The sequence below is a fragment of the Blautia sp. NSJ-175 genome, assembly GCF_022867815.1.
GTDB classification, from domain to species: domain Bacteria; phylum Bacillota; class Clostridia; order Lachnospirales; family Lachnospiraceae; genus Blautia; species Blautia celeris.
Genome location: NZ_JALIFQ010000003.1, coordinates 338,332 through 365,273, shown reverse-complemented (window position 1 = coordinate 365,273; position 26,942 = coordinate 338,332). Strand labels below are relative to the sequence as shown.

At 46.4% G+C, this 26,942-nt stretch carries 20 protein-coding genes; all 20 read left to right on the top strand.

Annotated elements, in window-relative coordinates:
• The first annotated feature begins 33 nt into the window (after positions 1-33).
• Entirely contained in the window at positions 34-1,611 is a 1,578-nt protein-coding gene (locus tag MUB35_RS07185; RefSeq protein WP_054351926.1) for a helix-turn-helix domain-containing protein, read from the top strand.
• A 113-nt stretch (positions 1,612-1,724) separates the two neighbouring features.
• The gene (locus tag MUB35_RS07180) at positions 1,725-2,966 is read left to right on the top strand and encodes a sugar ABC transporter substrate-binding protein (protein ID WP_033142353.1); all 1,242 of its coding nucleotides are present in this window, start codon (positions 1,725-1,727) and stop codon (positions 2,964-2,966) included.
• A gap of 15 nt (positions 2,967-2,981) precedes the next feature.
• Positions 2,982-3,953, top strand: coding sequence for an ABC transporter permease (locus MUB35_RS07175; protein WP_033142354.1), 972 nt, complete (start codon positions 2,982-2,984; stop codon positions 3,951-3,953).
• Positions 3,950-5,464: a sugar ABC transporter ATP-binding protein gene (locus MUB35_RS07170; RefSeq protein ID WP_052099586.1), complete on the top strand. Its 1,515-nt coding sequence runs from the start codon at positions 3,950-3,952 to the stop codon at positions 5,462-5,464. Before MUB35_RS07175 ends, MUB35_RS07170 begins: the two co-directional genes overlap by 4 nt.
• A complete protein-coding gene (locus MUB35_RS07165) occupies positions 5,464-6,426 on the top strand; it encodes an ABC transporter permease (protein ID WP_033142355.1) in 963 nt (320 codons plus the stop codon). Before MUB35_RS07170 ends, MUB35_RS07165 begins: the two co-directional genes overlap by 1 nt.
• Positions 6,427-7,030: 604 nt before the next feature.
• Positions 7,031-9,019 carry an excinuclease ABC subunit UvrB gene (uvrB, locus tag MUB35_RS07160; protein ID WP_033142357.1) on the top strand — a complete coding sequence of 663 codons (1,989 nt, stop codon included), beginning with the start codon at positions 7,031-7,033 and terminating at the stop codon, positions 9,017-9,019.
• Between the two features lie 266 nt (positions 9,020-9,285).
• On the top strand, positions 9,286-10,797 hold the full coding sequence (locus tag MUB35_RS07155) for a Na+/H+ antiporter NhaC family protein (protein ID WP_033142358.1): 1,512 nt from the start codon (positions 9,286-9,288) through the stop codon (positions 10,795-10,797).
• A gap of 162 nt (positions 10,798-10,959) precedes the next feature.
• On the top strand, positions 10,960-11,514 hold the full coding sequence (locus MUB35_RS07150; RefSeq protein WP_225305378.1) for an RNA polymerase sigma factor: 555 nt from the start codon (positions 10,960-10,962) through the stop codon (positions 11,512-11,514).
• Positions 11,511-12,752 carry a DUF4179 domain-containing protein gene (locus MUB35_RS07145; RefSeq protein ID WP_244805954.1) on the top strand — a complete coding sequence of 414 codons (1,242 nt, stop codon included), beginning with the start codon at positions 11,511-11,513 and terminating at the stop codon, positions 12,750-12,752. Before MUB35_RS07150 ends, MUB35_RS07145 begins: the two co-directional genes overlap by 4 nt.
• 244 nt (positions 12,753-12,996) lie before the next feature.
• Positions 12,997-14,034 carry a heat-inducible transcriptional repressor HrcA gene (gene hrcA / locus MUB35_RS07140; protein WP_181014503.1) on the top strand — a complete coding sequence of 346 codons (1,038 nt, stop codon included), beginning with the start codon at positions 12,997-12,999 and terminating at the stop codon, positions 14,032-14,034.
• Positions 14,035-14,081: 47 nt separating this feature from the next.
• Positions 14,082-14,717 carry a nucleotide exchange factor GrpE gene (grpE, locus tag MUB35_RS07135; RefSeq protein ID WP_033142398.1) on the top strand — a complete coding sequence of 212 codons (636 nt, stop codon included), beginning with the start codon at positions 14,082-14,084 and terminating at the stop codon, positions 14,715-14,717.
• A gap of 147 nt (positions 14,718-14,864) precedes the next feature.
• Positions 14,865-16,736, top strand: coding sequence for a molecular chaperone DnaK (gene dnaK / locus MUB35_RS07130; RefSeq protein WP_033142361.1), 1,872 nt, complete (start codon positions 14,865-14,867; stop codon positions 16,734-16,736).
• 87 nt (positions 16,737-16,823) lie between these two features.
• Positions 16,824-17,990 carry a molecular chaperone DnaJ gene (gene dnaJ, locus MUB35_RS07125; RefSeq protein ID WP_244805953.1) on the top strand — a complete coding sequence of 389 codons (1,167 nt, stop codon included), beginning with the start codon at positions 16,824-16,826 and terminating at the stop codon, positions 17,988-17,990.
• Positions 17,991-18,125: 135 nt separating this feature from the next.
• Positions 18,126-19,124 (top strand): GntR family transcriptional regulator, encoded by a 999-nt coding sequence (locus MUB35_RS07120; protein WP_197064119.1) that lies wholly within the window; start codon positions 18,126-18,128, stop codon positions 19,122-19,124.
• The gene (locus MUB35_RS07115) at positions 19,121-20,128 is read left to right on the top strand and encodes a GntR family transcriptional regulator (RefSeq protein ID WP_033142364.1); all 1,008 of its coding nucleotides are present in this window, start codon (positions 19,121-19,123) and stop codon (positions 20,126-20,128) included. The genes MUB35_RS07120 and MUB35_RS07115 overlap by 4 nt, the downstream gene beginning before the upstream one ends.
• Before the next feature lie 417 nt (positions 20,129-20,545).
• On the top strand, positions 20,546-22,507 hold the full coding sequence (locus MUB35_RS07110; protein ID WP_033142365.1) for an oxidoreductase: 1,962 nt from the start codon (positions 20,546-20,548) through the stop codon (positions 22,505-22,507).
• A gap of 159 nt (positions 22,508-22,666) precedes the next feature.
• On the top strand, positions 22,667-24,022 hold the full coding sequence (locus tag MUB35_RS07105) for an APC family permease (RefSeq protein WP_033142366.1): 1,356 nt from the start codon (positions 22,667-22,669) through the stop codon (positions 24,020-24,022).
• A gap of 241 nt (positions 24,023-24,263) precedes the next feature.
• Entirely contained in the window at positions 24,264-25,181 is a 918-nt protein-coding gene (locus MUB35_RS07100; RefSeq protein WP_033142367.1) for an AEC family transporter, read from the top strand.
• 57 nt (positions 25,182-25,238) lie between these two features.
• Positions 25,239-26,192 (top strand): 50S ribosomal protein L11 methyltransferase, encoded by a 954-nt coding sequence (gene prmA / locus MUB35_RS07095; protein WP_033142368.1) that lies wholly within the window; start codon positions 25,239-25,241, stop codon positions 26,190-26,192.
• Between the two features lie 11 nt (positions 26,193-26,203).
• Positions 26,204-26,941 (top strand): 16S rRNA (uracil(1498)-N(3))-methyltransferase, encoded by a 738-nt coding sequence (locus MUB35_RS07090; protein WP_033142369.1) that lies wholly within the window; start codon positions 26,204-26,206, stop codon positions 26,939-26,941.
• Position 26,942: the final 1 nt, after the last annotated feature.

Below are 26,942 nucleotides of genomic sequence, written 5' to 3'. Positions count from 1 at the left end.
GGCTTTCGCTGCATATACTCAGGAGGGATTAACGTGAAAAATCTGTTGATCGTATCGCCCGACGCACAGCTTATACTACAGCTAAAGACAATGATTGCTTCAGAAAGGCTTGAATATGCAGTTATTGATGAAACAGATTCAGTCATTAAGGCCATAGAGTCTTTGGACGCTGCATCTGTGGAGGTCGTGATCATAGATGAAAGAGCCAGGGAAATTTACAGACTGGCGGAAGAACTCAATATAAGACAAAATATAATTACCATTGTTATCTCTGACTATGCGGGGATTTTCAGAGATAATGGAAGAATGGATCATATGATGTATGAATATATCTACAGACCGGTTGAAGATAGTAAGCTGTTGAATATATTGAGAAGAGAAAGTATGGAAAGCTTTGCAGAGCAGAAATTCAGAGTGTTTACAGAAATGAGACTTAATAAGCTAAAACAGCAGTTTCTTAAAAATATCAGCAGCAACAATGCGTATTTCAGGACAAAGCTTTTATGGGAGATTAATGATGAGTATGAAATGAATATGAGCGAGGGGAGGTTTAATATTGGCCTGGTAGTATTAGATGGCAAGGACGGGCGTGAGGAAAAAGAGACAAGCGCGGTTCTTTTTCATATTATCCTGGATATTTTCAGTTCCAGTATACCAGCCGGAGAGTTTGCTGTGTATCAGTTTCGAAAATACTTTTTAGTCGTGCTAAATAATGTATATGATTTTCAGGAATTTCTTGATATGGAACAGAAAATATGTGAAGCAGTCATTGAAGTACATCCCGAAATGAAATATACCATCACAGTTCCGCATACCTGTACATCTATTTACCGTTTGGACGAGTATATAGAAGAAGCATTGTACATTTGCAGAAACCGCATTTTGGTTGGGACAGACCGGATCATTCGATGGAGTGATTTGAATCATAAGAGTGATCATTGGAATGATAATTATACGGTAGAGGAAAAGAGCAGACTGAACAATATTCTGGATGTTTGTGATATGGAAATGTTCGGAATATGGTATGTACACAAGGTGGAAAATATACAGATGTATGGAGAGGGAGCAGTGGATTTTGCATATGCTATGGCGGAGGAGTTTTATATACAGTTTGAAAGGCGTATGTACAAGTCAAATCTGATTTCCATAGAAACATGGGCTGAGATATCCAAAGAGTATTATGAATTAAAGGATTCTTATGGGACCTTAAATGATCTGCTGGATTGGATTTATCTTTTTGCATGCCGGTATCTTAGTAAAATAAAGATTCTGATGCAGCGTCCCGATGAACGTATATATCTGGCACAAAAATATATCAATCAGCATTATTCAGAGGAAATCACGCTGGAGGATATTGCAAAGGCAGTTAATCTGACACCTAATTATCTCTGCGACCTTTATAAGAAAAAAACACAGAAGACCCTGGTCCAATATATGAATTATTATCGTGTGGAGAGAGCAAAGGAAATTCTGGAAGAGACAGATTTAAAAGTAAATGAAATAGCTCCGCTGATCGGATATGCAGATGAGAAATATTTTAGCAGAGTGTTCAAGCAATATGTAGGAGTTTCACCTGGAAGCTACCGCAAATGCAGCAACAAGAAATCATAATATTCTCCACTAAATGAAAAGTTTTGTGCGTTGAAAAACATACTGTTTTTCGATAAACTTTGTGTCATAAAGTAACTTGATCACAAGTTAACAGAGTAAAAGGAGAAAACGGTATGAAAAAAGGATTAAAAAAGGCAATTGCGGCAACTGTAGCATCTGTAATTTTTCTGAGTCTGGCAGGTTGCGGGGCATCTCCGGCGGAGGCTTCCAAATCGGGAACAGAAACAACAGCAAAAAAAGAAACAAAAGCGGCGAGCGAAGCCGACGGAGCTTCAGAGGAGGGAAAATCTGAAGCTTCAAAAGGAAAGATTGGGTACAACTATTTTGCGGCTGGTGATTATGCACTTGATACACTGGCTAATAATACGTCACACGTGATCGAAGCCTGTGGCTATGAAGCAATGGGAGTATGCGATAACGGATCCCTGGATCAGTTGGTGACTGATGTTGAAAATATGATCGCGTCTGGCTGTGATGGACTTGTATTATGGATTCCAAATGATTCCCTGTATCTGTCGGTTGCAGAGCTTTGTGAAAAGGCAGGAGTTCCGTTTGTTCTGGCAGACAAAGTTCCTACAGATCAGGCAATCACAGATAAATTAGCTACCTATAAGACCTACTGCGGTGCCACCACACCGGACAACTATTCTTACGGTGTACAGATGGCAGAATTTGCCATTGAACAGGGATATGAAACCTGCTTTATCCTCGCTTCCGGTGTGGGAGATGCGTCAGGTACTCCCCGTATAGAGGGATTTACTGATACCTTTGAAAAGGCAGGTGGAAAGATACTGGGAACACAGCATACAGATGATTCAAACCAGGCGGTGACGCAGGCGGAAGATATGTATCTTGCACATACGGATGCGGATTTCATTATGGCAACAGGCGCTTCAACATTTGGCTCTGCGGCACTGGAAACTCTTAAGAAATATAATGATAAGAATATGAAGATCATTACAGCAGATTTTGATGAGAAGATTCTTTCTTCTATGAAGGATGAGGATTATGTACAATTCCTGATTGGCGATTTTTTAGTGTGTGGTTCTTATGCTTCAGCGCTGATGTGTAATAAATTAAATGGTACACCTATGCTGAATGAAGATGGTACAGCGCCTTATGTTGATATGGTACCTGCCTTTAGTATTCCGGTAGAGGAGATGGATCTGTTTAATACATATATCGCAGGGGATTGTATCTATTCAGACAAGGAATGTCAGGCAATGCTTGGTATGTCATTAAAGGATTTTGAGGACAACATAGTAACCGCTTATTCTCTGGAAGACAGACTGAACGCAAAGTATCAGGAAGGCACTATTTCGGCCGATGAGATGAAAGCAGCCGGATTAGAATAAGCGAAGGGGAATGTTATGGCAGAGAAATCTTCAATAAAGAACAAACGCTGGTTTAAGATGGCTGTGTTTTATGTATGTTATGCGCTGCTGTTTGTCCTTGCTAATGTGCTGACAGGGAACCGATTCTTTTCCACGACAAATATCATTTCAACAGTTTCACATGCAGTATTTCCGGGATTAGTCGGTTTTGGAATGGTGTTTATCATGACAGGGGGAATTGTGGATCTGTCAATTGGAGCTACTGTTATTTTAGCAGGGAATGTGGGGGCATACTTAAGCGCTGAACTTGGCCTGGGTTATGCAGGATTGATCGCAGGCTGTCTCATCTGTGCCGCCTGCTGTGAATTATTGACAGTAACCATTGGTTTGAAAGCAAGAATCCCTTCATGGATCGCAGGCCTTGGAATGACGCTGGTGTATGAGGCAGTAATGGGAATGTATTCTGAATGGATGTCAAAAACTCAGGGAACGGCTGTACTGGAGATGGGAGCATCAAGAGGGTTTGGTCGTATTCCGGGAATGATCATTGTCTGGCTGGCCGGATTTGCAGTATGTTATTTTCTATATAATTATACATCAATTGGAATGAATATACGTGCACTGGGATGTAATGCGGGAGTAGCCGGCGCAATGGGGGTCAAAAAAGATAAGTCGCTGCTGATTGGTACGTTGATCGGCGGTCTGTTCATCGGAGTGGCCGCAATGTGTTATATCAGCTTTAACGGCCATTTGACAGCAGTCACGGGAATGAACTCAGTGTCTCAGATATTTAAATCCCTGGCAGTGTTTTTGCTTGCCACATCCTTTGAGTCCATTATCGGTGTTCCGGCAGGGGTATTGTTTGGTTCACTGCTGATCGCCGGATTGTTTAACTGTTTGACACTGCTCGGTGTACCTTCCGGAACAGGGCAGGATATCCTGCTTGGTGTGATCGTTATCCTTTGTGGTGTCATTTCAAAACTCAATTATAAAGGAGTATCGAAATGATGGCAGATAAAGTGATATTACAGATTGATAAATTAAATAAGTGGTATGGCGTTACCCATGCCAATGCTGATGTGGATTTTCAGCTTAAGCGGGGAGAAATCAGGGGATTGATAGGAGAGAATGGGTCTGGAAAATCCACTCTGACTTCTCAGATCTGTGGGATTCAGATTCCTACAAGCGGCCGCATGTTTCTGAACGGGAAAGAGTATGCGCCTAAAAGTCCGATTGATGCCAATAATTGCAAAGTGGCAATGGTAGTACAGGAACTGGGAGTTCTGGGAACCCTTCCTGTATCAGTCAATATGTTTATGGGACACACAAAACAGTTTACGAAATATGGAATTTTAAATGTGAGAACCATGGAAAAGGCTGCATCAGATATTTTGGAAAAATACGGGTTTGAGAACATTCCTTTAAAAGTATTGACTCAGGATTTGTCTATAGAACAGAGAAAATTGGTGGAACTGGTAAAAGCGTTATCTATAGAGCCTGATATTTTGGTATTGGATGAAATCACACAGGCATTGTCACATGATAACCGTCAGAAATTATATAAGATCATGTCAGACTTTGTTAAGAATGGGCATTCGATCATTATGATTTCTCATGACTTGGAAGAGACCTTGGAACTTTGTGACAGTATTACGGTATTGCGCGACGGAAGTGCAGTTATGACTGTGGAAAAGAAGGAATTTAATCTGGATGAATTAAAACGGGTCATGATTGGACGGGAGGTGAGTGCCCACTATTACAGGGAAGACAAAAAAGCTTCCAATAGCGGAGAATTGGTGCTCAGTGTAAAGGAACTAACGACAGACAAGCTGCAGAGTATCAGTTTTGATCTGTTCAGAGGAGAAATTCTTGGAGTCTGCGGATTGTCAGATGGCGGTATTCATGATTTGGGACGCGCTATTTACGGCAAAGAACATATCCGGAGCGGGGAGATTCTGATCTATTCAAAGGATGGTGTCAAGGCGGTAAAGCGGACAAAAGACATTACAGGGAACCATGGGGCATATCTCTCAAAAGACAGGGATTCAGAAGGGCTTATGCTGCAGGCTAAAATCTCTACAAATATCCAGATTCCATCGCTGTCCAAAATGGCATCCTCCTGCTGGTTTGTAAGCCCCCGAAAATTAAAAAAACTGGCAGATGATGCAAAAAAAAGATTTGAAATAAAGTGTGTCAGTGTAGATGCTCCGGTAAACAGCATGTCAGGGGGAAACAAGCAAAAGGTGAATCTCAGCAGATGGCTGATCCAGGATTTGGATTTTATTATTCTGGATTGTCCCACACGAGGAGTGGATATCGGGGTAAAGGCATATATCTATAATTTGCTGGAAAAAGAGGCGAAGGAAAGAAAACGAGCAATCCTTTTGATATCCGATGAACTTCCGGAGGTGATGGGAATGTCTGACAGAGTGCTCATTATGAAAGATGGAAAAGTTTCTGGGATGCTGAGCAGGGATGAGGGATTTGCTGAAGAGAAAATAGTGGAGGCGATGATCTGATGAAGAAGAGTAAAAAGAATATTGACATAGGCGCAGTCATGCCCCTGATTATTTTTTTCGTCATTACATTAGCAGCTGTCATTTTAACAGGCGGTCAGGTATTTGCCGTAAATAATATTCTGAACATTATAAATCAGGCTGTACCTTATCTTTTGGCAGGAGTGGGGATGATTTTTGCAGTGGCTATGGGAGGAACGGATATCACCTGTGGTTCTATTATCGGTCTGGCAGGAACAGCGGGGGCTTATGCAGCTCTGAACATTGGCTTCTGGGCCATGTTTCCGGCAGCCATATTGGTAGGGGCAGCAGTAGGTCTGCTAAATGGTATTGTTATATCAAAGTTTAAAGTTCCCTCCTTTATGTGTACACTGGCAATGCTGCTGGCAATCAGAGCTGTATTAAACTGGTGGCTGCAGTCTCAGGTGTTTATCTGCAATGAGCAGATGCTTAAGCTAGATAACCTGGGTATAAAATTGCTGATTGCCCTTGTTGTATTGATCATATTCGGATATATTTTCCGGTTTACGCCTTTTGGAGAATATACACGTGCAATCGGTGAAAATGAACTTGCTATGGAATTTACCGGGACATCGGTGAGTCTTGTAAAGATTGTGGCTTATACACTTTCAGGCCTGCTTGCGGGTATTGCAGGAATATTTGTTGTAGTTCGTCTTGGAGGGGCATCTAATACAATGGGCGCAGGAGTGGAGATGAAAGTAATGCTCTGCATGTTCTTGGCGAGTATTCCGGTACAGGGAGGCTCTGGTACACGTATTTATAAATTGATCATTGGTGTTATGACCTATTTCATGCTTGATAACGGATTGACATTATTAGGTGGAACGTCAAATGTAAATCAATTGATAAGAGGTGTTATTTTAATATTGGCTTTGATCATTACAAGAGTGGCCATAGAAAAAAATGAAATGCGGAATATAAAAAGAGCAGCAGCAGAAAATTGACATAGGCAGAGCGTGCATGCGAAAAAATAGAATAAGTTACATATAAAAGCCGGCAGATGCCGGTTTTTATATTTGTAAAGTTTTAAAAATTATCTGGTCTGCTTCCTATTAAATCCTGCTTGTTTATTAAGAAGTAAAAGTGAAATATACGAATGTAGAATATTTGGACAGTCTGCTTGCCTGTATTGCGAAAGCCAGTCCATCGGCAGGAGAGAACGGGCAGGAAATACTGAATCTGGCTATAAAAGAGGCTGTTATCTCCGGATATATTAAAATAAATCCTGTTACAGGAACAAAATCTTATAAGAGGACGAAGCCCAAAATCATCATTTTCAGCCGGGAAAAGAAAGAAAAAGAACAAATGTTCCGCTTTTACCTATACATTTTTATATGCCTATGTTATAATTTTTAGTGACTTTAAAGAATACTATTTCCACCAGGTATTATCTGGTGTTACGACGTATCCCAAAACAGGTTTTGGTGACCTTTATTCGTAAAATGGAAAAAGTTCGCCTATAGACCACGGTACTGAATACTCTGTTTTACGAATTTTTGGTCTATAGGCGAACTTTTTGTTGGGTCACCACGGAGGTAAACATACATTATGGAGTTCAAATTACACTCAGAATACCAGCCCACCGGCGACCAGCCGCAGGCAATCGAAGCCCTCGTGAAAGGCTTCAAAGAAGGCAACCAATGCCAGACTTTACTAGGGGTTACGGGGTCTGGAAAGACTTTTACCATGGCCAATGTCATCCAGCAGATCCAGAAGCCGACCCTTATCATTGCCCACAATAAAACCCTTGCCGCCCAGCTCTACGGTGAGTTTAAAGAGTTCTTCCCTGAGAACGCAGTAGAATACTTTGTCAGCTACTACGACTACTACCAACCCGAAGCCTATGTCCCCTCATCCGACACCTATATCGCCAAAGACTCATCCATCAATGACGAGATAGACAAACTCCGTCTCTCCGCCACCTCCTCCCTGAGTGAGCGGAAGGATGTCATCATCATCTCCAGTGTATCCTGTATCTACGGTATCGGAAGCCCGAAGGATTACCAGAACATGATCATCTCCCTCCGACCGGGTATGGAGAAAGACCGTGACGATGTGGTGAGAGAGCTGATCGATATCCAGTATGACAGGAATGACATGGATTTTCACCGCGGTACGTTTCGTGTGCGCGGGGATGTTCTTGAAATCTTTCCGGCGGATTATACAGATATGGCAGTGCGGGTGGAGTTTTTCGGGGATGAGATTGACCGGATCACCCAGATTGACACCCTGACCGGTGAAATAAAATCTCAGCTCAATCACATTGCTATTTTCCCGGCCTCCCACTATGTAGTGCCCATTGAGCAGATACGGAAGGCGGCTGTTGGCATCGAGGAGGAGCTGAAGGAGCGTGTGGAATACTTCCGCAGTGAGGATAAGCTGCTGGAAGCCCAGAGGATTTCAGAGCGGACTAACTTTGACATTGAGATGCTCAAGGAGACAGGATTCTGTTCCGGAATCGAGAACTATTCCCGTCATCTTTCCGGGCTGGAACCCGGGGAGGCGCCATATACACTGATGGATTATTTCGGGGATGACTATCTGATCATTGTAGATGAATCCCATAAGACCATCCCCCAGATACGTGGTATGTACGCAGGTGACCGCTCCAGAAAGAGCACTCTGGTGGACTACGGATTTCGTCTGCCGTCAGCCCTTGACAACCGTCCTCTGAACTTTGAGGAATTTGAGAGCAAAATAGACCAGATCATGTTCGTATCCGCCACCCCGGGAGATTACGAAGCAAACCATGAACTGCTTCGTGCTGAGCAGATCATCCGTCCCACAGGGCTTCTGGACCCCATGGTGGAAGTGCGGCCTGTGGAAGGACAGATTGATGACCTTGTGGGAGAGGTCAATAAAGAAGTGGAAAAAGGCAATAAGATACTCATAACTACGCTGACAAAACGGATGGCAGAGGATTTGACGGATTATATGAAAGAGCTGGGCATCCGTGTCAAATACCTGCACTCTGATATTGATACCCTGGAACGCACGGAGATCATCCGTGATATGCGTTTGAATGTCTTTGATGTGCTGGTGGGAATCAACCTGCTCCGTGAAGGGCTTGATATTCCGGAGATCACCCTTGTGGCCATTTTGGACGCAGATAAAGAGGGATTCCTGCGTTCCGAGACATCCCTGATCCAGACCATCGGCCGTGCAGCCCGTAACTCAGACGGACGTGTTATTATGTACGGGGATACCATAACAGACTCCATGCGTCTTGCCATTGACGAGACCATGCGCCGCCGTAAGCTGCAGCAGGAGTACAACGAGGCCCACGGCATCACACCGCAGACCATCAAAAAAGCAGTCCGTGACCTTATCAGTATCTCCAAGAGTGTAGCCGAGACGGAGAAGAAACTGATAAAGGACCCGGAATCCATGAACAAAAAGGAACTGCAGAAGCTGATAAAGGACGTGGAGAAACAGATGCGGGCAGCAGCAGCGGATCTGAATTTCGAGATGGCAGCAGAGCTGCGTGACAAGATGATAGAGCTGAGAAAAAATCTGGAAGAGATATCAGAGAATTAAATCTTCACAAGCTAATCTTCACAAGCCCAAGCATAGATGAGCGGCGGAGGCAAAGTCCCTTACGGGGGATTTTACTCCGCCGTTTTCTTTTGCCGAAAATATATTTCCCCGGTAACGAAATAAAATTCTTGTAAATTTATTCAGAATCATGTAATATTACTCATGGACTGCCCATAAAAAGGGCAGAAATACAGGACCATGGCCGCTTTCAGATAACCGGTCACGGCCCTTTCTGCGTGAAAATATTATATATTGGGAGGAAACCTATGAATTACGGTATTTTAAGTTTACTGCCGCCCATCATAGCTGTTATCCTGGCAATCAAGAGCCGAAATGTGATTCTTTCCCTTTTCTGCGGAGGACTTACAGGTGTATTGATATTCAGCCACGGTAACCCGTTCTTAGCGGTGAAATCTATGATCGGTGATTATTTATTCGTACAGCTTACAGACAGCTATAATGCGGGCGTTATCGTACTGGTGGTGTTCATCGGCGGATTTATCAAGCTGATGGAAAAGTCAGGAGGCGCGCAGGCTTTCGGGCAGAGCGCATACCGCTATGTTAACACAAAGTTAAAGGCACAGCTCTGCGCATGGGCAGGCGGGATCATTATCTTCTTTTCCGACCTGGGAACCCCGCTTCTGGTGGGACCTGTGTTCCGGCCTTTGTTTGACAAACTGAAAATCTCCAGGGAAAAACTGGCCTGGATTTTGGACTCCACATCCTCTCCGGTGGCTATTTTGATCCCGTTTATCGGCTGGGGTGTGTATATTATGGGACTCATCCAGTCAGAGTTTGACAATCTGGGCGTAAAGGCATCAGATTACACTACCTTTGTGCAGGCCATTCCGTTTCAGATTTATGCCATTCTGGCAATTATCATGATTCCGCTGATCGCATTTACAAAGATCGATTTTTTCCAGATGAAAAAAGCGGAGCAAAAGGCAGAGAAAGAAAAGGCAGATTATAACTTTACAGAGCATGAGGAGGAAAAAGAAAACACCGGGGTATACTCCAAAAAGAACGCAAAACCGATCATGGTGATCCTTCCCATCATAGTTGTATTTGTCACTTTGTTTGCCACGCTGGCACCGCTGGGATTTCCGTTTAAGAAGGTGGACGGCAACGAGTTCAGGGTTGCACTTACTATGGGATACTTTTTCGGGGCACTGGTTCTGATCCTAATGATCTGTCTTTTCAAAGTCATGAATTTCGGCGAGACATTCAAGGTGTATGTGGGCGGTATGAAAGGGATGACGGATGTGGCAATCACCCTGATTCTTGCCTGGTCCCTGGGGAGCATGATCAGTGAACTGGGCACGGCGCAGTTTATTGTGGATGTGCTGAAATCCATGAGCTTTTCCGCGGCACTGGTTCCTGCGGCAATCTTTCTGTTCGGTGCATTCGTGTCCTTTTCCACAGGAAGTTCATGGGGAACCTTTGCGATCATGATGCCTCTTGCCATACCAATGGCGCAGGCATTCTCCATTCCGTTTGCCATTGCCGTAGGCGCGGTTTTATCCGGAGGACTGTTCGGAGACCACTGCTCGCCAATCTCTGACACCACGATCCTGTCCTCCACAGGTGCGGAATGTGATCTGGTCGAACATGTGAGGACCCAGCTGCCCTATGCGCTTGTGAACGGTGTGATCGCTCTTATTGCGTTTATTATTGCAGGGGCGACCAAGAGCGCTGTATCATTGGGATTTGCAGTTGTGGCTCTGATCGTTGTGGTATTTGTGATCAATAAAGTATTTAATAAAAAAGCAGCAGCATAAAAAATGGCTGGCGCACCGGATATTACGGGACGCCGGCCATTTTTATATAAAAGATAATAACAGCAGGCGGCCGTGCTTTGGAAATGAGGTCTGGAAGAAATTAAGAATGTGTTGAAACATTTCCGGCGATCCTTAGGTCTAATAAGCAGAAACATGAAAAACATGTGGAAACGTACGTACGGAAGAAAGGAACCTGATATGAATAATCTGATCAAAAAAGCAAAGGAGAGGGATGCGGACGCATTCACGGAGCTGATGCAGTCTCAGATGCAGAACATGTACAAAGCTGCGCGTTCTCTGCTTTCCAACGAGGAGGACGCGGCAGACGCCATCTCTGAAACAATCCTCACCTGCTGGGAGAAAATAGACCGGCTCAGGGAAGATAGGTATTTCCGTACCTGGATGACCAGAATACTGATCAACAAATGCAATGACATAAGGAAGAAAAAAGAGAACCTCTTCTTCACAGACGAGATGCCTGAGGTGGAAGTAAAAGAGGAGGGCTACGGCAATCTGGAATGGAATGAGGCGCTTGATATGCTGGATGGGAAGTACAGAACTGTGATCATCCTGTACTATGTGGAAGGCTTTAAAATGTCAGAGATCGCTGAGATCCTGGAGATACCGGAGGCAACTGTCCGGACCAGGATTGCCAGGGCCAGAAAGAAGATGTCAGAGGAGTATTATCCGAAGGCAGAGAGGAGGAAATTGATATGAGCATGAAAGAAGAGGAGATGATAGAGAAACTCAGGAAAGAGGTAGAGATTCCTGATAAAGTCCGGCAGAAAGCCAATGAAGCCTTTGCTTCTATAAAAAAGGACGCTGGGGCAGGAGCGGCAGAGGAAAGAGCAGCAGAAAGAAGAACAGGGGGCAGAATGCCGGGGAAAAAGCTTTGGATTCTGGCTGCGGCAGCCATTCTTGCCTTCGGTACGGTTACCGCGGGCGCAGCAGCTTATATGAAGTGGAGCAAAAGCCTTTCCGACGGAATGGCAGTGGAGGAGGAGCAGAAGCGTGAACTGGAAGATGCCCATATGGCAGCTCCCATTGATCAGTCTGTGACGGACCAGGGGGTTACGGTTACGATGGTACAGACAATTGTGGATCAGCATTTTCTGCGCATCTCTTTAAAGGTGGAGGGGTATGAACCGCCGCAGGGAGAACAGCCTGATTTCGGCCGGACATTGATTACCATTGATGGGAAAAATATAGATGATGCAGAAAATGAGGAGGATTATGTAAACCTCTCATCTTATTTTTTTGATAACATTGTACAGAGTCCTGAGGATGGGAAGGCAGTGAATCTGGATGGAACGCCCTTTACGGAAGACCAGGAGATTTCTTATGTGCTGGAAGACGGCAGTATGGAATACAATATCGTTCTTTTTAACGCAGAGAGTGAAGATTATTTTATGGAAAAGCCCATCCATCTGGAGCTGACAGGACTCGGTGGTCTGTATCTGGAAGGCTACAGACCGAATATCGAAGGAACCTGGAGCTTTGACTGGAACCTGGAAAGGTCTGACATGGTAAGAGCATGCAGCCCGGACATTGCTCTGGGTGACACCGGTGCTGTGGTAGAAAAGATAGAGATATCACCGATTTCTGCGCAGGTGACATACCGGTTTCCCAGAACCAAGACGAAAGAGAAGGGGTATAATGACTCCGGGGAAGAGATTGATGTGGAGTTAACAGAAGAACCACCGGAGCTGATAGGTGTAAAGATGAAGGACGGCACCACATATTCCTATTTATACGGCGGGCCGGGCAGCTGTGGATTTTCCTCAGATGAGGGAGAAGAATATATTCACACATTCGGACTCAACAGGATACTGGATACTGCCCAGATTGAGAGCTTTTTATTTCTCAAATCCATTCCGGAGGACGAAGAACCTCTGACAGAGGAAAACTTTTATATAGTCCCTGCAAATGAAAAGACAGCGGGAAGAAATTACTGATATTATAATAAAACAGAGGGAATGCTGTTAATATTGAACGGCTCCCCTCTGTTTTTTTTGCGTCCCTTTTCTTTCCTATTATTGCGGATTCTGAAACTTTCTAAAAAAAATATAAAGCCCTTGACAAATAAACACGCTGGTGCTATCTTAAGAACATAGATGTTAGCACTCCACACAAACGAGTGCTAACAACACCGGAAACAACATCCGGGGCCATCAATGCGGAAGCAGAAAGGAGATTATAATGGACAGTGAACTGGATGAGCGTAAGAAAAAGATATTAAAAGCCATTATCCAGACGTATCTGGAAACCGGCGAACCGGTTGGATCGAGAACGATTTCAAAATACACTGACCTGAATCTCAGCTCTGCAACCATCCGGAACGAAATGTCAGACCTGGAGGAACTGGGGTACATTTTACAGCCCCACACTTCAGCAGGACGGATTCCCTCAGACGCGGGCTATCGTCTCTATGTGGATGAGCTGATGCGGGAGAAGGAACAGGAAGTTTCGGAGATCAAGGAACTGATGATCGAGAGGACCGACAAAATGGAGAAGGTGCTCAAACAGGTGGTGAAGGTTCTTGCATCCAACACCAACTATGCGACCATGATTACCGGCCCGACCTATCACAGGAACAAATTAAAATTCATCCAGCTTTCCAAAGTGGCTGAGATGCAGCTTCTGGCAGTTCTGGTGATTGAAGGAAATATAGTGAAGAATCACATGATAACCCTTCAGGAGCCTATGGATGATGACACAGTGCTGAAGCTGAACCTGCTTCTTAATACCCAGCTAAACGGCCTTACCATTGAGGAGATCAATCTGGGTATGATCACTAAGATGAAAGAACAGGCAGGTATTCACAGCGCGGTTGTGGGAAGCGTCATTGACGCGGTGGCCAATGCCATTGCGGTGGATGATGATGAGGTGGAGATATACACCAGCGGAACAACGAATATTTTCAAATATCCGGAGCTGGCAGACACCTCCAAGGCCAGTGAACTGATTTCCGCTTTTGAAGAAAAGCAGGAGCTGGTGGATCTGGTAAAGGATACTATGAATTCCGAAGAGAATACCGGCATTCAGGTATACATTGGAAATGAAACCCCTGTTAAAACTATGAAAGACTGCAGCGTTGTGACAGCCACATACGATTTGGGAGACGGTATGCAGGGAACCATCGGTATTATAGGCCCAAAGCGTATGGATTACGAGAATGTTGTGAACAATTTGAAGACGCTGAAGACGCAGTTGGACAATATATTTAAGAAAACCTAGAAAGGCGGTACGGATTCGTGTCAGAAGAAAAAGAATTATATGAAGAGATGCAGCCGGATGCGGCTTCTGAAGAGAAGGCAGAAGAAATCTTAGAGGAAGACGACAAGGCTCTGGCAGAGGAGGCCACCTGCGAAGAGGCCGTTGAGGAAGATGACCAGGCTGCTGAGGCAGCAGAAGGCCAGACAGAAGAGCAGGCAAAAGGAAAGACAGCCGAGAAAAAGGGCCTGTTCGGTAAAAAGAAAAAAGATAAAAAAGATGAGAAGATAGAAGAGCTCACCGATATGGTAAAGCGCCAGATGGCAGAGTTCGACAACTTCAGAAAGCGTACGGAGAAGGAAAAAGCTTCCATGTATGAGATCGGTGCGCGTGAAGTGATCGATAAGATTCTTCCGGTGGTTGACAACTTTGAAAGAGGTTTGGCTGCAGTTCCCGAAAATGAAAAGGAAAGCCCTTTTGCGGACGGCATGACAAAGATATACAAGCAGATGATGACCGTTTTTGAAGAGATTGGCGTAAAGGCCATCGAAGCAGTAGGGCAGGAATTTAATCCGGATTACCACAATGCAGTGATGCATGTGGAGGATGAAGAAGCCGGTGAGAATATAGTTGTAGAAGAGTTTCAGAAAGGTTACCTTTACAAAGACCACGTAGTGAGACACAGCATGGTGAAGGTTGCCAATTAGTTTTAGATGGTGCGCCGGAGGCGCAACCCAAATTCTCCGGCGGGACAGCCCGCTCGGATTATATCTCATAGATGAAACGCTCTGGCGGAGCGTTAAACCGCTTAGAACAGGAAAAGTAATTGATTTTAAATTCAGGAGGAATTTATCATGGGTAAAATTATAGGTATTGACTTAGGTACAACAAACAGTTGTGTAGGTGTTATGGAAGGCGGTCAGCCGGTAGTTATCGCCAATGCAGAAGGCGCAAGAACAACACCGTCCGTAGTTGCTTTTACAAAATCAGGAGAAAGACTGGTAGGTGAGCCGGCAAAACGTCAGGCCGTTACCAATGCAGATAAAACAATCTCTTCCATTAAGAGACATATGGGAACGGATTACAGAGTGGCAATTGACGACAAAAAATATTCTCCGCAGGAAATTTCTGCAATGATCCTTCAGAAACTGAAAAGTGATGCAGAGAACTACCTGGGCGAGAAAGTAACAGAGGCAGTTATCACAGTTCCCGCTTACTTCAACGATGCTCAGCGTCAGGCAACAAAAGACGCAGGTAAGATCGCAGGCCTGGAAGTAAAACGTATCATCAACGAGCCTACAGCAGCAGCACTTGCTTACGGCTTGGACAATGAAAAAGAGCAGAAGATCATGGTATACGACTTAGGCGGCGGTACTTTCGATGTTTCCATCATTGAGATCGGTGACGGAGTGATCGAAGTATTATCCACAGCAGGCGACAACCGTCTGGGCGGCGATGACTTTGACCAGAAAGTTGCAGATTACATGATCGCTGAATTCAAAAAAGCCGAAGGTGTAGACCTTTCCGCAGACAAAATGGCAATGCAGAGAATCAAAGAGGCTGCCGAGAAAGCGAAAAAAGAACTTTCTTCCGCAACCACAACCAACATTAACCTGCCGTTCATCAGCATGAACAGCAACGGACCTCTGCACTTTGATATGAACCTGACAAGAGCCAAATTCGATGAGCTGACACATGACCTGGTTGAGAGAACAGCAGAGCCGGTTCGCCGCGCACTGTCTGACGCAGGACTGAACTCTTCCGAACTGGGCCAGGTACTGTTAGTAGGTGGTTCCACACGTATCCCGGCTGTACAGGACAAAGTAAAACAGCTCACAGGCAAAGAGCCGAGCAAGACTCTGAACCCGGATGAGTGTGTAGCTCTGGGTGCTTCCGTACAGGGTGGTAAGCTGGCAGGCGATGCAGGCGCAGGCGATATCCTTCTTCTGGATGTTACTCCGCTGTCTCTGTCCATTGAGACCATGGGCGGTATCGCAACAAGGCTGATTGAAAGAAATACAACGATTCCTACCAAGAAGAGCCAGATCTTCTCCACAGCAGCCGACAACCAGACAGCAGTGGATATCAACGTGGTACAGGGTGAGAGACAGTTTGCAAGAGACAACAAATCTCTCGGACAGTTCCGTCTGGACGGAATTCCGCCTGCAAGAAGAGGTGTTCCGCAGATCGAGGTTACCTTTGATATTGATGCCAACGGTATCGTAAATGTATCTGCAAAAGACCTGGGAACAGGCAAAGAACAGCACATCACCATCACAGCTGGCTCCAACATGTCCGATGATGATATTGATAAAGCAGTAAGAGAAGCTGCTGAGTACGAAGCACAGGATAAGAAGAGAAAAGAAGCTGTAGACACCAAGAATGATGCTGACGCTATGGTATTCCAGACAGAGAAAGCTCTGGAAGAGGCAGGCGACAAGCTGGATGCCAATGACAAGACTGCCGTAGAAGCAGATCTGAACGCATTAAAAGAACTGTTAAACAGCTGTGCAAATACAGACGAGATCACAGATGCTCAGGTGGCTGACATCAAGGCCGGCAAAGACAAACTGATGGAGAGCGCACAGAAACTCTTCGCCAAGATGTATGAGCAGGCACAGGCTTCCCAGGGAACACAGGCAGGTCCGGGCCCGGACGCAGGCACTCAGGGAGGAAATGAAGCATACGGTGATGATGTGGTTGACGGAGACTACAGAGAAGTATAAAATAGCTTTGTCAGTAAATGACTTGGATGGCATGGGGTGTTTACAGCACTCCATGCCTGACTGTATGTTTAGAAAGGAATAAGACCAATGGCAGATAAAAGAGATTACTATGAAGTCTTAGGCGTGGACAAAGGCGCTGACGACGCCACTATCAAAAGCGCATACCGTAAGCTGGCAAAGAAGTACCATCCTGATGTAAACCCCGGAGACAAAGAAGCGGAGAAGAAATTCAAGGAGGCTACAGAGGCCTACGGCGTTTTGAGTGACCCGGATAAGAGAAGACAGTATGACCAGTTCGGCCATGCGGCCTTTGAAAACGGAGGTGCCGGCGGAGCAGGAGGCTTTGGAGGCTTCGGCGGTTTTGACGGCGCCGATATGGGTGATATTTTCGGCGATATTTTCGGCGATCTATTTGGCGGCGGCGGAAGAAGAAGAGCCAACAACGGCCCTATGAAGGGTGCCAATGTAAGGGCGTCCGTCCGCATTACCTTTGAAGAAGCAGTCTTTGGCTGTGAAAAAGAGCTGGATCTGAACCTGAAGGAGACCTGTAATACCTGTCACGGAACGGGTGCGAAGCCGGGAACTTCCCCGGAAACCTGTCCGAAATGCCACGGGGAAGGCCAGGTGGTATATACCCAGCAGTCCATGTTCGGTATGGTGAGAAATGTACAGACCTGTCCGGAGTGTCACGGTACCGGTAAGGTGATCAAGGACAAATGTACAGACTGCCGCGGAACCGGATACGTGAACCAGAGAAAGAAAATCCAGGTTTCTGTACCGGCAGGTATTGACAATGGACAGAGTATCCGTATCAGAGATAAGGGAGAACCGGGAACAAACGGCGGGCCGAGAGGAGACCTGCTGGTTGAGGTTGTTGTTGCCCGCCATCCCATTTTCCAGAGGCAGGATATGAACATATTCTCAACAGCGCCTATTACATTTGCGCAGGCTGCCCTCGGCGGCGAGGTGCGCATCAGCACAGTGGACGGAGATGTAATGTATGATGTGAAGCCGGGTATCCAGACAGACACAAAAGTGCGTCTGAAAGGCAAAGGTGTGCCGTCTCTCAGAAATAAAAGCGTGCGCGGCGACCACTATGTGACACTGGTGGTTCAGGTACCTACCAAACTGAATGAGGATGCCAAGGAGGCTCTCAGAAAATTCGATGAGGCCTGCGGCAACCGCCCGTCCGGCAGCACAGAGAAAAAGAAAAAGGGCTTTATGGACAAACTGAAAGAGACCTTTGAGGACTGATTCGCCTGAAATCAGCCATATCAGGAGATTGTCGGGGAGAATGTACAAATTTTCCCTCCGGCAGTCTCTTTTTTTAGATGTGGGGATATGATACAATGGATTTATCAGAGAATAAGAAAGTTTAAGGTTGTTGCGATGGAGAAAATAGAGATAGATAAGAACAGCGGAACACCGCTGTATCTTCAGCTTGCCCGGCAGTTGGAGCAGCAGGCAGCGGATGACATCCTGGTTCCGGGGGAACGGCTTCTCTCAGAGGTCAGAATGGCCGAGGTTTCCGGTTTGTCTGTGGGTACGGTGAAAAAAGCATATACCTGGCTGCAGGACAGAGGCGTTGTGCAGAAGATCCGCGGCGGAGGTGCCTATGTGCAGAAAAAGCAGTCAGAAAACGGACAGAGCAGGGGGAAAAGTCCTTCGGATATCGTGGAGGAAATGTTTTCAAAAGTGTCGTCCAGCGGTCTGCCCATGAACCGTGTGTTTCTGCTGGCACAGCAGGAACTGGTCAGCCATTTTCAGGAAAAACAGAAAATCTGTGCAGCACTGGTGGAGTGCAATATTGAGATCCTGCATTCCATTGCACCCGTGGTGGAATCCATCCCCAATCTGACGGTGGAAACCTATGTGCTGGAGGAACTGCTCTCAGGGAGCAGAGTGATCAGTTCCAGGTGTGATCTGGCCTTTATCTCCCAGAGCCATTACCAGGAGTTCATAGGGTATGCGGATGCCCTGGGGATCCCCACTGAGACCTTTGCGCTGGTGGAGAGCAGAGAGACCATAGCGCGTCTGGCCACCATACCGGAAGACCAGCCCATCTGCATTTTGTACAGGAGCGCTACATTTTTGAAGAATGCAAGGAGGACCCTGCAGCATCTGGGCAAGACAAATGAACAGATCTGTGCCAGTGAGGAAGAGATGAGTGAGGCTATTGACAACTGCTGCCGGCAGGGAATGCCCCTGATCATTTCTCCCGATTACATAGAGTATGCAAGTGCGTGGACACTGCAGGTGGTGGCAAGGGCAAGGAAAAGCAGGAGCAGGATCATTCCCATGGAATATGAGATTGACCAGGGTTCCTGGATGCACATGGTGGAAGTGGTAGGCAAGATGGACAGACAGAAGGGAAATGGCGAAATATGAGCTGGACATTAGAAGAGAACGGAAAGATACCTGTATATCTTCAGATCGCGCAGAAGTTAATGGCAGAGATAGAGAACGGTACCTTGAAAGAGGGGGAGCGGCTTATGCCGGAGCGGAAGCTGAGCGAGAATCTGCATGTGGCCCGCAACACGGTGAAGCAGGCATATGAGGAATTGTGCAGGGAAGGCTATGCATCCACGAAAAAAGGCAGCGGTACTTATGTGGACACCAGCCGAAGAGCTGATATGGACGAAAAAGTATGCGGGGTGATTGATGATGCCATAGAAAAGCTGGCATCCATGGGCAAAAGCCAGAAAGAGATTGAGCGTATGTTCATGGAAAGCGCCTGGAGGCATGTCCCGGACAGAGAGAGGCTGAAGCTTGCCTGGATAGACTGCAGCGAGGAATTTCTGCAGGATACAGCCCGGGAGATTGCAGACTTCTGCAATGTCCATGCGGACGCGTATCTCATAGATGAAATCAGGGAAAAGCCCGGCATATTAAACAGAGAAAAATATGACCTGTTCGCCACCACCATCAACCATCATGATGAGGTCTGGGCAACCGTGAAGCATGTGGTGGAAGGCGGAGACAGGATACCGGTGGAGAAGGTGGTCTTGTCCGTATCCAATGAGACCATCAGCAATATTGCCAAGCTGCAGGGGGAAAAGCCCATTGCCGTTATTTACGGAAGTGAGTGGTACCGTTTCAGCGTGGAATGCTTCCTGAAGGAATTCGGTGTGGTCAGCCCTTATGCCTACATACCTGTAAAAAGCGGTATTTACGAACTGGAACGCAAAAACGACCGGTACCAGGCAGTCATTCTGCCGCAGAATCTCTCCTACAAAGACGGGCTTATAAGGGAGATACAGCTTTTGTGCGGAAAAAAGGGTATCAGCAGTTTTCCTTTCCACCAGTATGCTGACCAGGGTTCCCTGTTCCATCTGCGGGAGCTGGTGTTCAGAAGATGGCTGGAAGAGGGAATGGCTGCGGAGAATAGCTGAATATTTGACATGATACAGGGATATACAAAAAACAGAACAGAAAGCAAGAGAGAAGGGCAGTGTGCCGGATTATGGCGCGCTGCTTTTTCTATGTCTTCTTTTTTGGAGATTACGGAATATACATGTTGTAGGACATATAAGCGGTTATAAAATAGATTTGGTATAGACTAAAGACTTTATGGAGAATTGGAATATATTAAAAATATAATTGGAATATATTAATTTTATTTAAAATATATTGTGACTGTGAAAAATGCACAAATTAGTGAGCGTAAAATTAACTTTAATGCTGAAATAATAAAAAAAATATTGATTATACTTATAAATTGTGCTAGTATCAATATAAGCCAATCGGAAAGGTTGACAAGGTATTACAACAATTAATATATACCAATTAAAGAGGAATGAGGTGCTATTATGTCAACTAACTATCCACATTTATTCAGCCCGTTACGAATCGGAAACGTAACTCTGAAAAACCGTATCGCAACTGCTCCCATGGGATCAGAGCCTAATACATCCGGCTTCTTATCCGAGCAGAACCTTGCCGCATTTGAAAACCGTGCAAAAGGCGGTGCAGCCATTGTTACAAGAGGTGAGACTCTGGTCCACGCCCACACGGGAAGTGCCCATGGAAACCTCTGCAATCTGGACAACGAGGGATTTATGCCATCTCATCTGCAGCTGACAGACAGAATCCATCAGCACAACGCACTGGCAAATATTGAAATTTTACATAGCGGTGCCCGTGCCCATCCCCAGTACACAAACGGGATCATCTACGGACCAAGTGCACAGCCGGGTGTATACGGTGTGGATGTAACACCCATGGACGAAGACATCATGAATGAGATCGCAGATGCCTTTGCACATGGCGCTTATGTAGCAAAATTCGGCGGATTTGATATGGCCATGATCCACGGTGGCCATGGCTGGCTGCTCAGTGAATTCTTATCCCCGCTGTACAATACAAGAACAGACAAATACGGCGGTTCCATTGAAAACCGCGCCAGATTCCCGCTTATGGTCATTGACCGTATCCGCAAAGCCGTGGGACCGAACTTCCCCATTGAGATCCGTATCTCAGGTGATGAATTCATGGAAGGCGGCTACGGCATAGAGGATGCCATTGAATTTGCGAAAATGCTGGACGGCAAAGTGGACCTGATCCATGTATCCGCCACTTCCTTCCGCGACGTGAACTCCGGATGCCGTATGTTCCCGTCCGCATTTTTGCCGCACGGTGTCAATGTATATCTGGCAGAGGCCATTAAGAAACATGTGAAGACACCCATCGCGACGGTAGGTGCCCTGTCTGATCCGGCAGAGATGGAAGACATCATTGCATCCGGCAAGGCAGACGTGATCTATGTAGGCCGTCAGATCCTGGCAGATCCGGAATTCCCGAACAAGGCAAAAGCAGGACGTTTCGATGAGGTTCGCCCGTGCGTGAGATGTAATCACTGCCTGTCTCTGGATTTCGTTCCGTATGTAGATATGTGCTCCGGCATTTCCCAGTGTGTGGTAAATCCGGAAGTCGGACGTGACTTAAAAGAAGGTATGTACCAGCCAAAACCGCAGCCTAAGAAAGTGCTGGTGATCGGCGGAGGCCCGGGCGGTATGCAGGCAGCCCTGAAAGCGGAAGAGCAGGGACACGAAGTTATTTTGGTTGAGAAAGCGGACCGTCTCGGCGGTATGCTCAACGTGGCTGTCCACGATGTTTCCTTCAAAGAGGATCTTGGAAGTTATCTGCAGTACCTGATTCGCATGGTGGAGAGAAAAGCAATCCAGGTACGCCTGAATACAACTGCAACACCGGAGTTGATCCGGGAGATCGCACCGGATACAGTAGTCTGCGCAGTGGGCGCAGAACCGATCATCCCAAGGATCCCGGGAGTTGACAGAGAAAATGTAGTAAAAGTCACACAGCTTCGCGACCCGGACCTGAAATTCGGAGAGAAAGTCGTTGTGATCGGCGGCGGTCTTGTGGGATGCGAGGAAGGTCTGGCCCTGGCTATGGAAGGAAAGGATGTGACCGTTCTGGAAATGCAGGATAAACTGGCTCCGGACGCACCGATCCTGCATCTGAAAGCCATGATGCTGGAATACGAAAAACGCACAGAGAATTTACATCCGTATACAGAAGTCACAGTTACCTCCATTGAGGATGACGGTGTACACGCAAAAGATAAAGACGGCAAGGAGGTCATCTATCCGGCAGACACGGTTCTGTTGTCTGTGGGCATGAGATCCAAGATCGATGAGGTGGAGAAACTCCGTACAAACGACGCGGAATTTATCACAGTAGGTGACTGTATCAAACCGGGCAAGATTCTGCAGGCAGTAAGCGGCGGATATTTTGCAGGAAAATACGCATAACGGCAGGACATAGACATAACCTCTTCTCTAATGCACTGTCTCCCGGGGAATGCAGATTCCCCGGGGCGGGCAGTACAGGGGGAGTCTGTGCATCTTTTGATTTAATCAGATGCAGTTATGTCTATATACAATATTAGCGCATAAAAGAGGAGGGAATATATGTCTGAAGTTGCTTCAACCAAAGAACTAAAGAGGGTATTAGGCAGAAAAGAACTGCTGTCCATTGGTATCGGACAGACGATCGGTTCCGGTATTTTTGCCATGGTAGGTATCGGTATTGCCATGACAGGAAGGTCAGCCAGCATTTCCATGCTGATCGCCGCTATTTTTACTATTTTTACCAATATTCCGTTGATATTTGTAGCAGGTACGGTTCGTCTGAGAGGCGGTTTCTACACACAGCTTGCACTTCTCGGAAATGATGTCAGCGCAGGATTTTTCGTTATCGTTCATATCCTGTCCTGGACGGCACTGGCTATGTACGCGCTTAGCTTTGCGGATTATATGCTGGGCCTGATTCCGGCACTGGCTTCCAACGGCTTTGTACGCCAGTTGATCGCACTCATCGTGCTGACCGTCTTCTATATCACGAACCTGATGGGAATTGAGGGAGCAGCCAAACTGCAGAACGCCATGATGCTGATCATGATTCTGGCCCTGACAGCATTTATCGTGTTCGGTCTGCCCCATGTGACTCCGACTTATTTTGAACAGCCGGAATTCATGACCCACGGTGTGAAATCCATGTTGTCCGCAGGTGCCCTGTTTACCTGGGCCGTAGGCGGAGCGAACGTTGTCATCCATTTGGGCGCGGAGTGTAAGAACCCCACCAAGGATATTCCGTTTGTCATCATTGTAGCTACCTGTATCATCGCTGTATTCTATGCAGGTCTGGTAGTGGTTGCATCCGGCGTTCTTCCGGTAGCGGAAGTTGCCAATCAGCCGCTGACACTGGTATCCGCGGAAGTGCTTCCGTATCCGCTGCATGTATTCTTTATTGTCGGCGGTGCCATGTTCGCACTGTCCACAACCCTGAACTCTGCACTTGGCTGGGTTACAAAACCGATCCTGCAGGCAGCAGTTGACGGATGGTTCCCGCCTAAGGTTGCTACGATCCATAAGAAATACAAAACACCTACAGTCATCCTCACCATGTTCTACCTGGAGTGTGTGATCGTTATCCTGTTCAATGTTCCGATCTCCACGATCGGCAACATGGCAGTTATCTTAAACAACGTATTCTTCGCAATACTGGCGTTTACCTCCTACAATATGGTCAAGAAGATTCCGGATGTGTGGAACAAATCCAGGTTCCATGTAAGCAACGGTGTGCTTCTGTTCTGGGCTGTAATAGGCGGTATCTCCCTGATCCTGCAGACAACACTTCTGTTCAGTGATCTGAAACCGTGGGAGTTTGTTGCCAATGTAGTGGTACTGGTATTTGGTCTTGCATACGCGTTTTTCCGCAAAAGATCCGGAAAAGTCCATATGGAAGTCAGCTACGAGGAAGCATAAGAGGACCCATAAAAAGGTCAGTAAAAAGGCGGAGTTTTGCTTCGCTGTATCAGAAAAACAGAGATGTGATCCTTTTCGGAGGCCGCGTCTCTGTTTTTTTATATTGGCTCTCCGTTTCTTTTATCGTTGCATTCCTCATATTTTTTATATATAATAGAAATATTGGATGTAATTATCAGGACAACAGACAATTACAGCGACAGACAATTATAATGATAACAAAAGCGGAGAGTGTGGAAAAATGAGCGGTCTTGTAGTTATGAAGCAGATGATAATAATATTCGCGTTGATTATGGCAGGGTTTCTGCTGTATAAAAAGCATATCATATCCTCCGCTGCATCCAAAGACATGTCAGCATTGGTATTGAACCTCTGCTCCCCGGCTTTGATCATATCCAGCATGTTCAGTGACCTGAGCACCATATCCAGAAAAGATGTGGGCCTGGTGGCCCTCATAGGCGTTCTCTGTTTTGCATTTCTCATCATACTGGGATATGCTCTGACGAAGATCCTGCGGGTGCCTGTCTCCCAGAAGGAGGCATACATTCTGATGACTGTATTCGGCAACCTTGGGTTTATCGGGCTGCCTGTGGCCTCCGCGGTGCTGGGGCCTAAATCTATGGTGTATGTGATCGTCTTTAACTTTCTGTTCAATGTGGTGATCTTCACCTTTGGTATCATGCTGGTGAAAAAAGGCGTGGAAGGGGTGGAACAGTCCTGGACAGATATTTTCAGCCCCGGCTTTATTGCCTGCATCACAGCCTTTTTTATCTACTGGTTCCATATCAGGATTCCGGCAGATCTGCAGTCACTGGTAAACTACTGCGGCAATGCATGTACGCTTTTGTCATTGCTGGTGATCGGTATGTCCCTGGTGGGAATGAACCTGGGAAGTGTGTTCAGGAACAGGAGGCTTCTGCTTTTCACAGCCATCCGTTTTCTTGCAGTGCCCATAGCCCTGGCCCTGCTTTTGAAACCTCTGCTGCCGGATTATATTATGAGGGCATCCATTGTACTTATGATGTCTCTGCCTGTGGCTAATATGCCCATGATGATGGCCGAGCAGTACGGGAAAGAGACCGCAGCCATATCCGAGGGGATCATTTTGTCCACTGTGCTCTCGGCTGTTACGATCTCCCTGGTATTTTTATTTGTGTAGGCAGGACAAGATTGATTTCACTGGCTGCGATGGCAGCAGGAAAGGAGAATATAATATATGAAATGGAATAAATTCACACTGAAAACAAAGACCGACGTGGAGGACATCATTATCTCCACACTGGCGGATATCGGCATCCAGGGTGCTGAGATAGAGGATAAACAACCTTTGACAGAGGAGGATAAAAAGCAGATGTTTGTGGACATCCTGCCGGATATGCCCGAGGATGACGGTGTGGCATATCTGAATTTCTATCTGGATGAGGATGAAAATGTAGAGGAAATGCTGGAGAAGGTGAATGCCGAGCTGTCAGAACTCCGCAATTTCGTGGATATCGGTGAGGGTACCATCACCACATCCGAGACAGAGGACAAGGACTGGATCAACAACTGGAAACAGTATTTCAAACAGTTTTACGTGGATGATATTCTGATCATTCCCTCCTGGGAGGAAGTAAAGGAGGAGGACAGGGACCGCATGATCATCCATATTGACCCGGGAACCGCGTTCGGAACGGGCATGCATGAGACGACACAGCTCTGCATCCGCCAGCTTAAGAAATATGTGACATCCGAGACAGAGCTTCTGGATGTGGGGACGGGAAGCGGCATTCTGTCCATTGTGGCCTTAAAGCTGGGCGCCAAACACGCGGTGGGAACTGATCTGGACCCATGTGCAGTACCTGCTGTGGAGGAGAATAAGGAAGTAAATGGTATCCCTGCTGCAAGCTTTGACATGATGATCGGAAACATCATTGATGACAAAGCTATTCAGGACAGGGTGGGATATGAGAAATACGATATTGTGGCAGCCAACATTCTGGCAGATGTGCTGGTGCCGCTCACCCCGGTCATTTTGAACCAGCTGAAAAAGGGCGGTATTTATATCACATCGGGTATCATTGATGACAAGGAAGAAACTGTGGTGAAGGCAGTGAAGGATGCGGGCCTTGAGATCCTTGAGGTGACACACCAGGGCGAGTGGGTATCCGTGACTGCCCAAAAGAAATAAGGAGCGTTTTCATGTACCGTTTTTTCGTAGAGCCGTCCCAGGTGGAGGAACACACCATCCGCATCCTGGGCAGTGATGTAAACCATATTAAAAATGTGCTCCGCATGAAAACAGGAGAGGAGATCCTCATAAGCTCAGGGGATGATCTGGAGTATGCCTGCTACATTGAGGAGCTGGGTGACAAGGAAGTCCTGGCGCATGTGATGTATGTGCAGGAGGCAGGATATGAGCTGTCTTCCAGGATTTATCTGTTTCAGGGGCTTCCAAAAGGTGATAAGATGGAGCTGATCATCCAGAAGGCCGTGGAGCTTGGAGTCCATGAGGTGATTCCCGTGGCAACCAGGCGCGCTGTGGTAAAGCTGGATGGAAAAAAAGAAGAAAATAAAATTCGCCGCTGGCAGGCCATTGCCGAGAGCGCGGCAAAGCAGTCAAAACGTATGTATGTGCCGGAAGTCAGACATGTGATGCGTTTTAGCGAAGCCGTAGAGCATGCGAAAGAGCTGGACGTGGTGCTTCTGCCCTACGAACTGGCAAAAGACATGAAAGAGACAAAGAAGATCATTGATCAGATAGAACCGGGCCAGTCCATCGGTATTTTTATCGGACCGGAGGGCGGGTTTGACGAGGAAGAAGTGCGTATGGCGGCAGACATGGGGGCCAGGGCCATCACACTGGGAAAACGAATTCTGCGGACAGAGACAGCAGGGCTTACCGTCCTCTCTGTCCTGATGTTTGCACTGGAGGAATAGA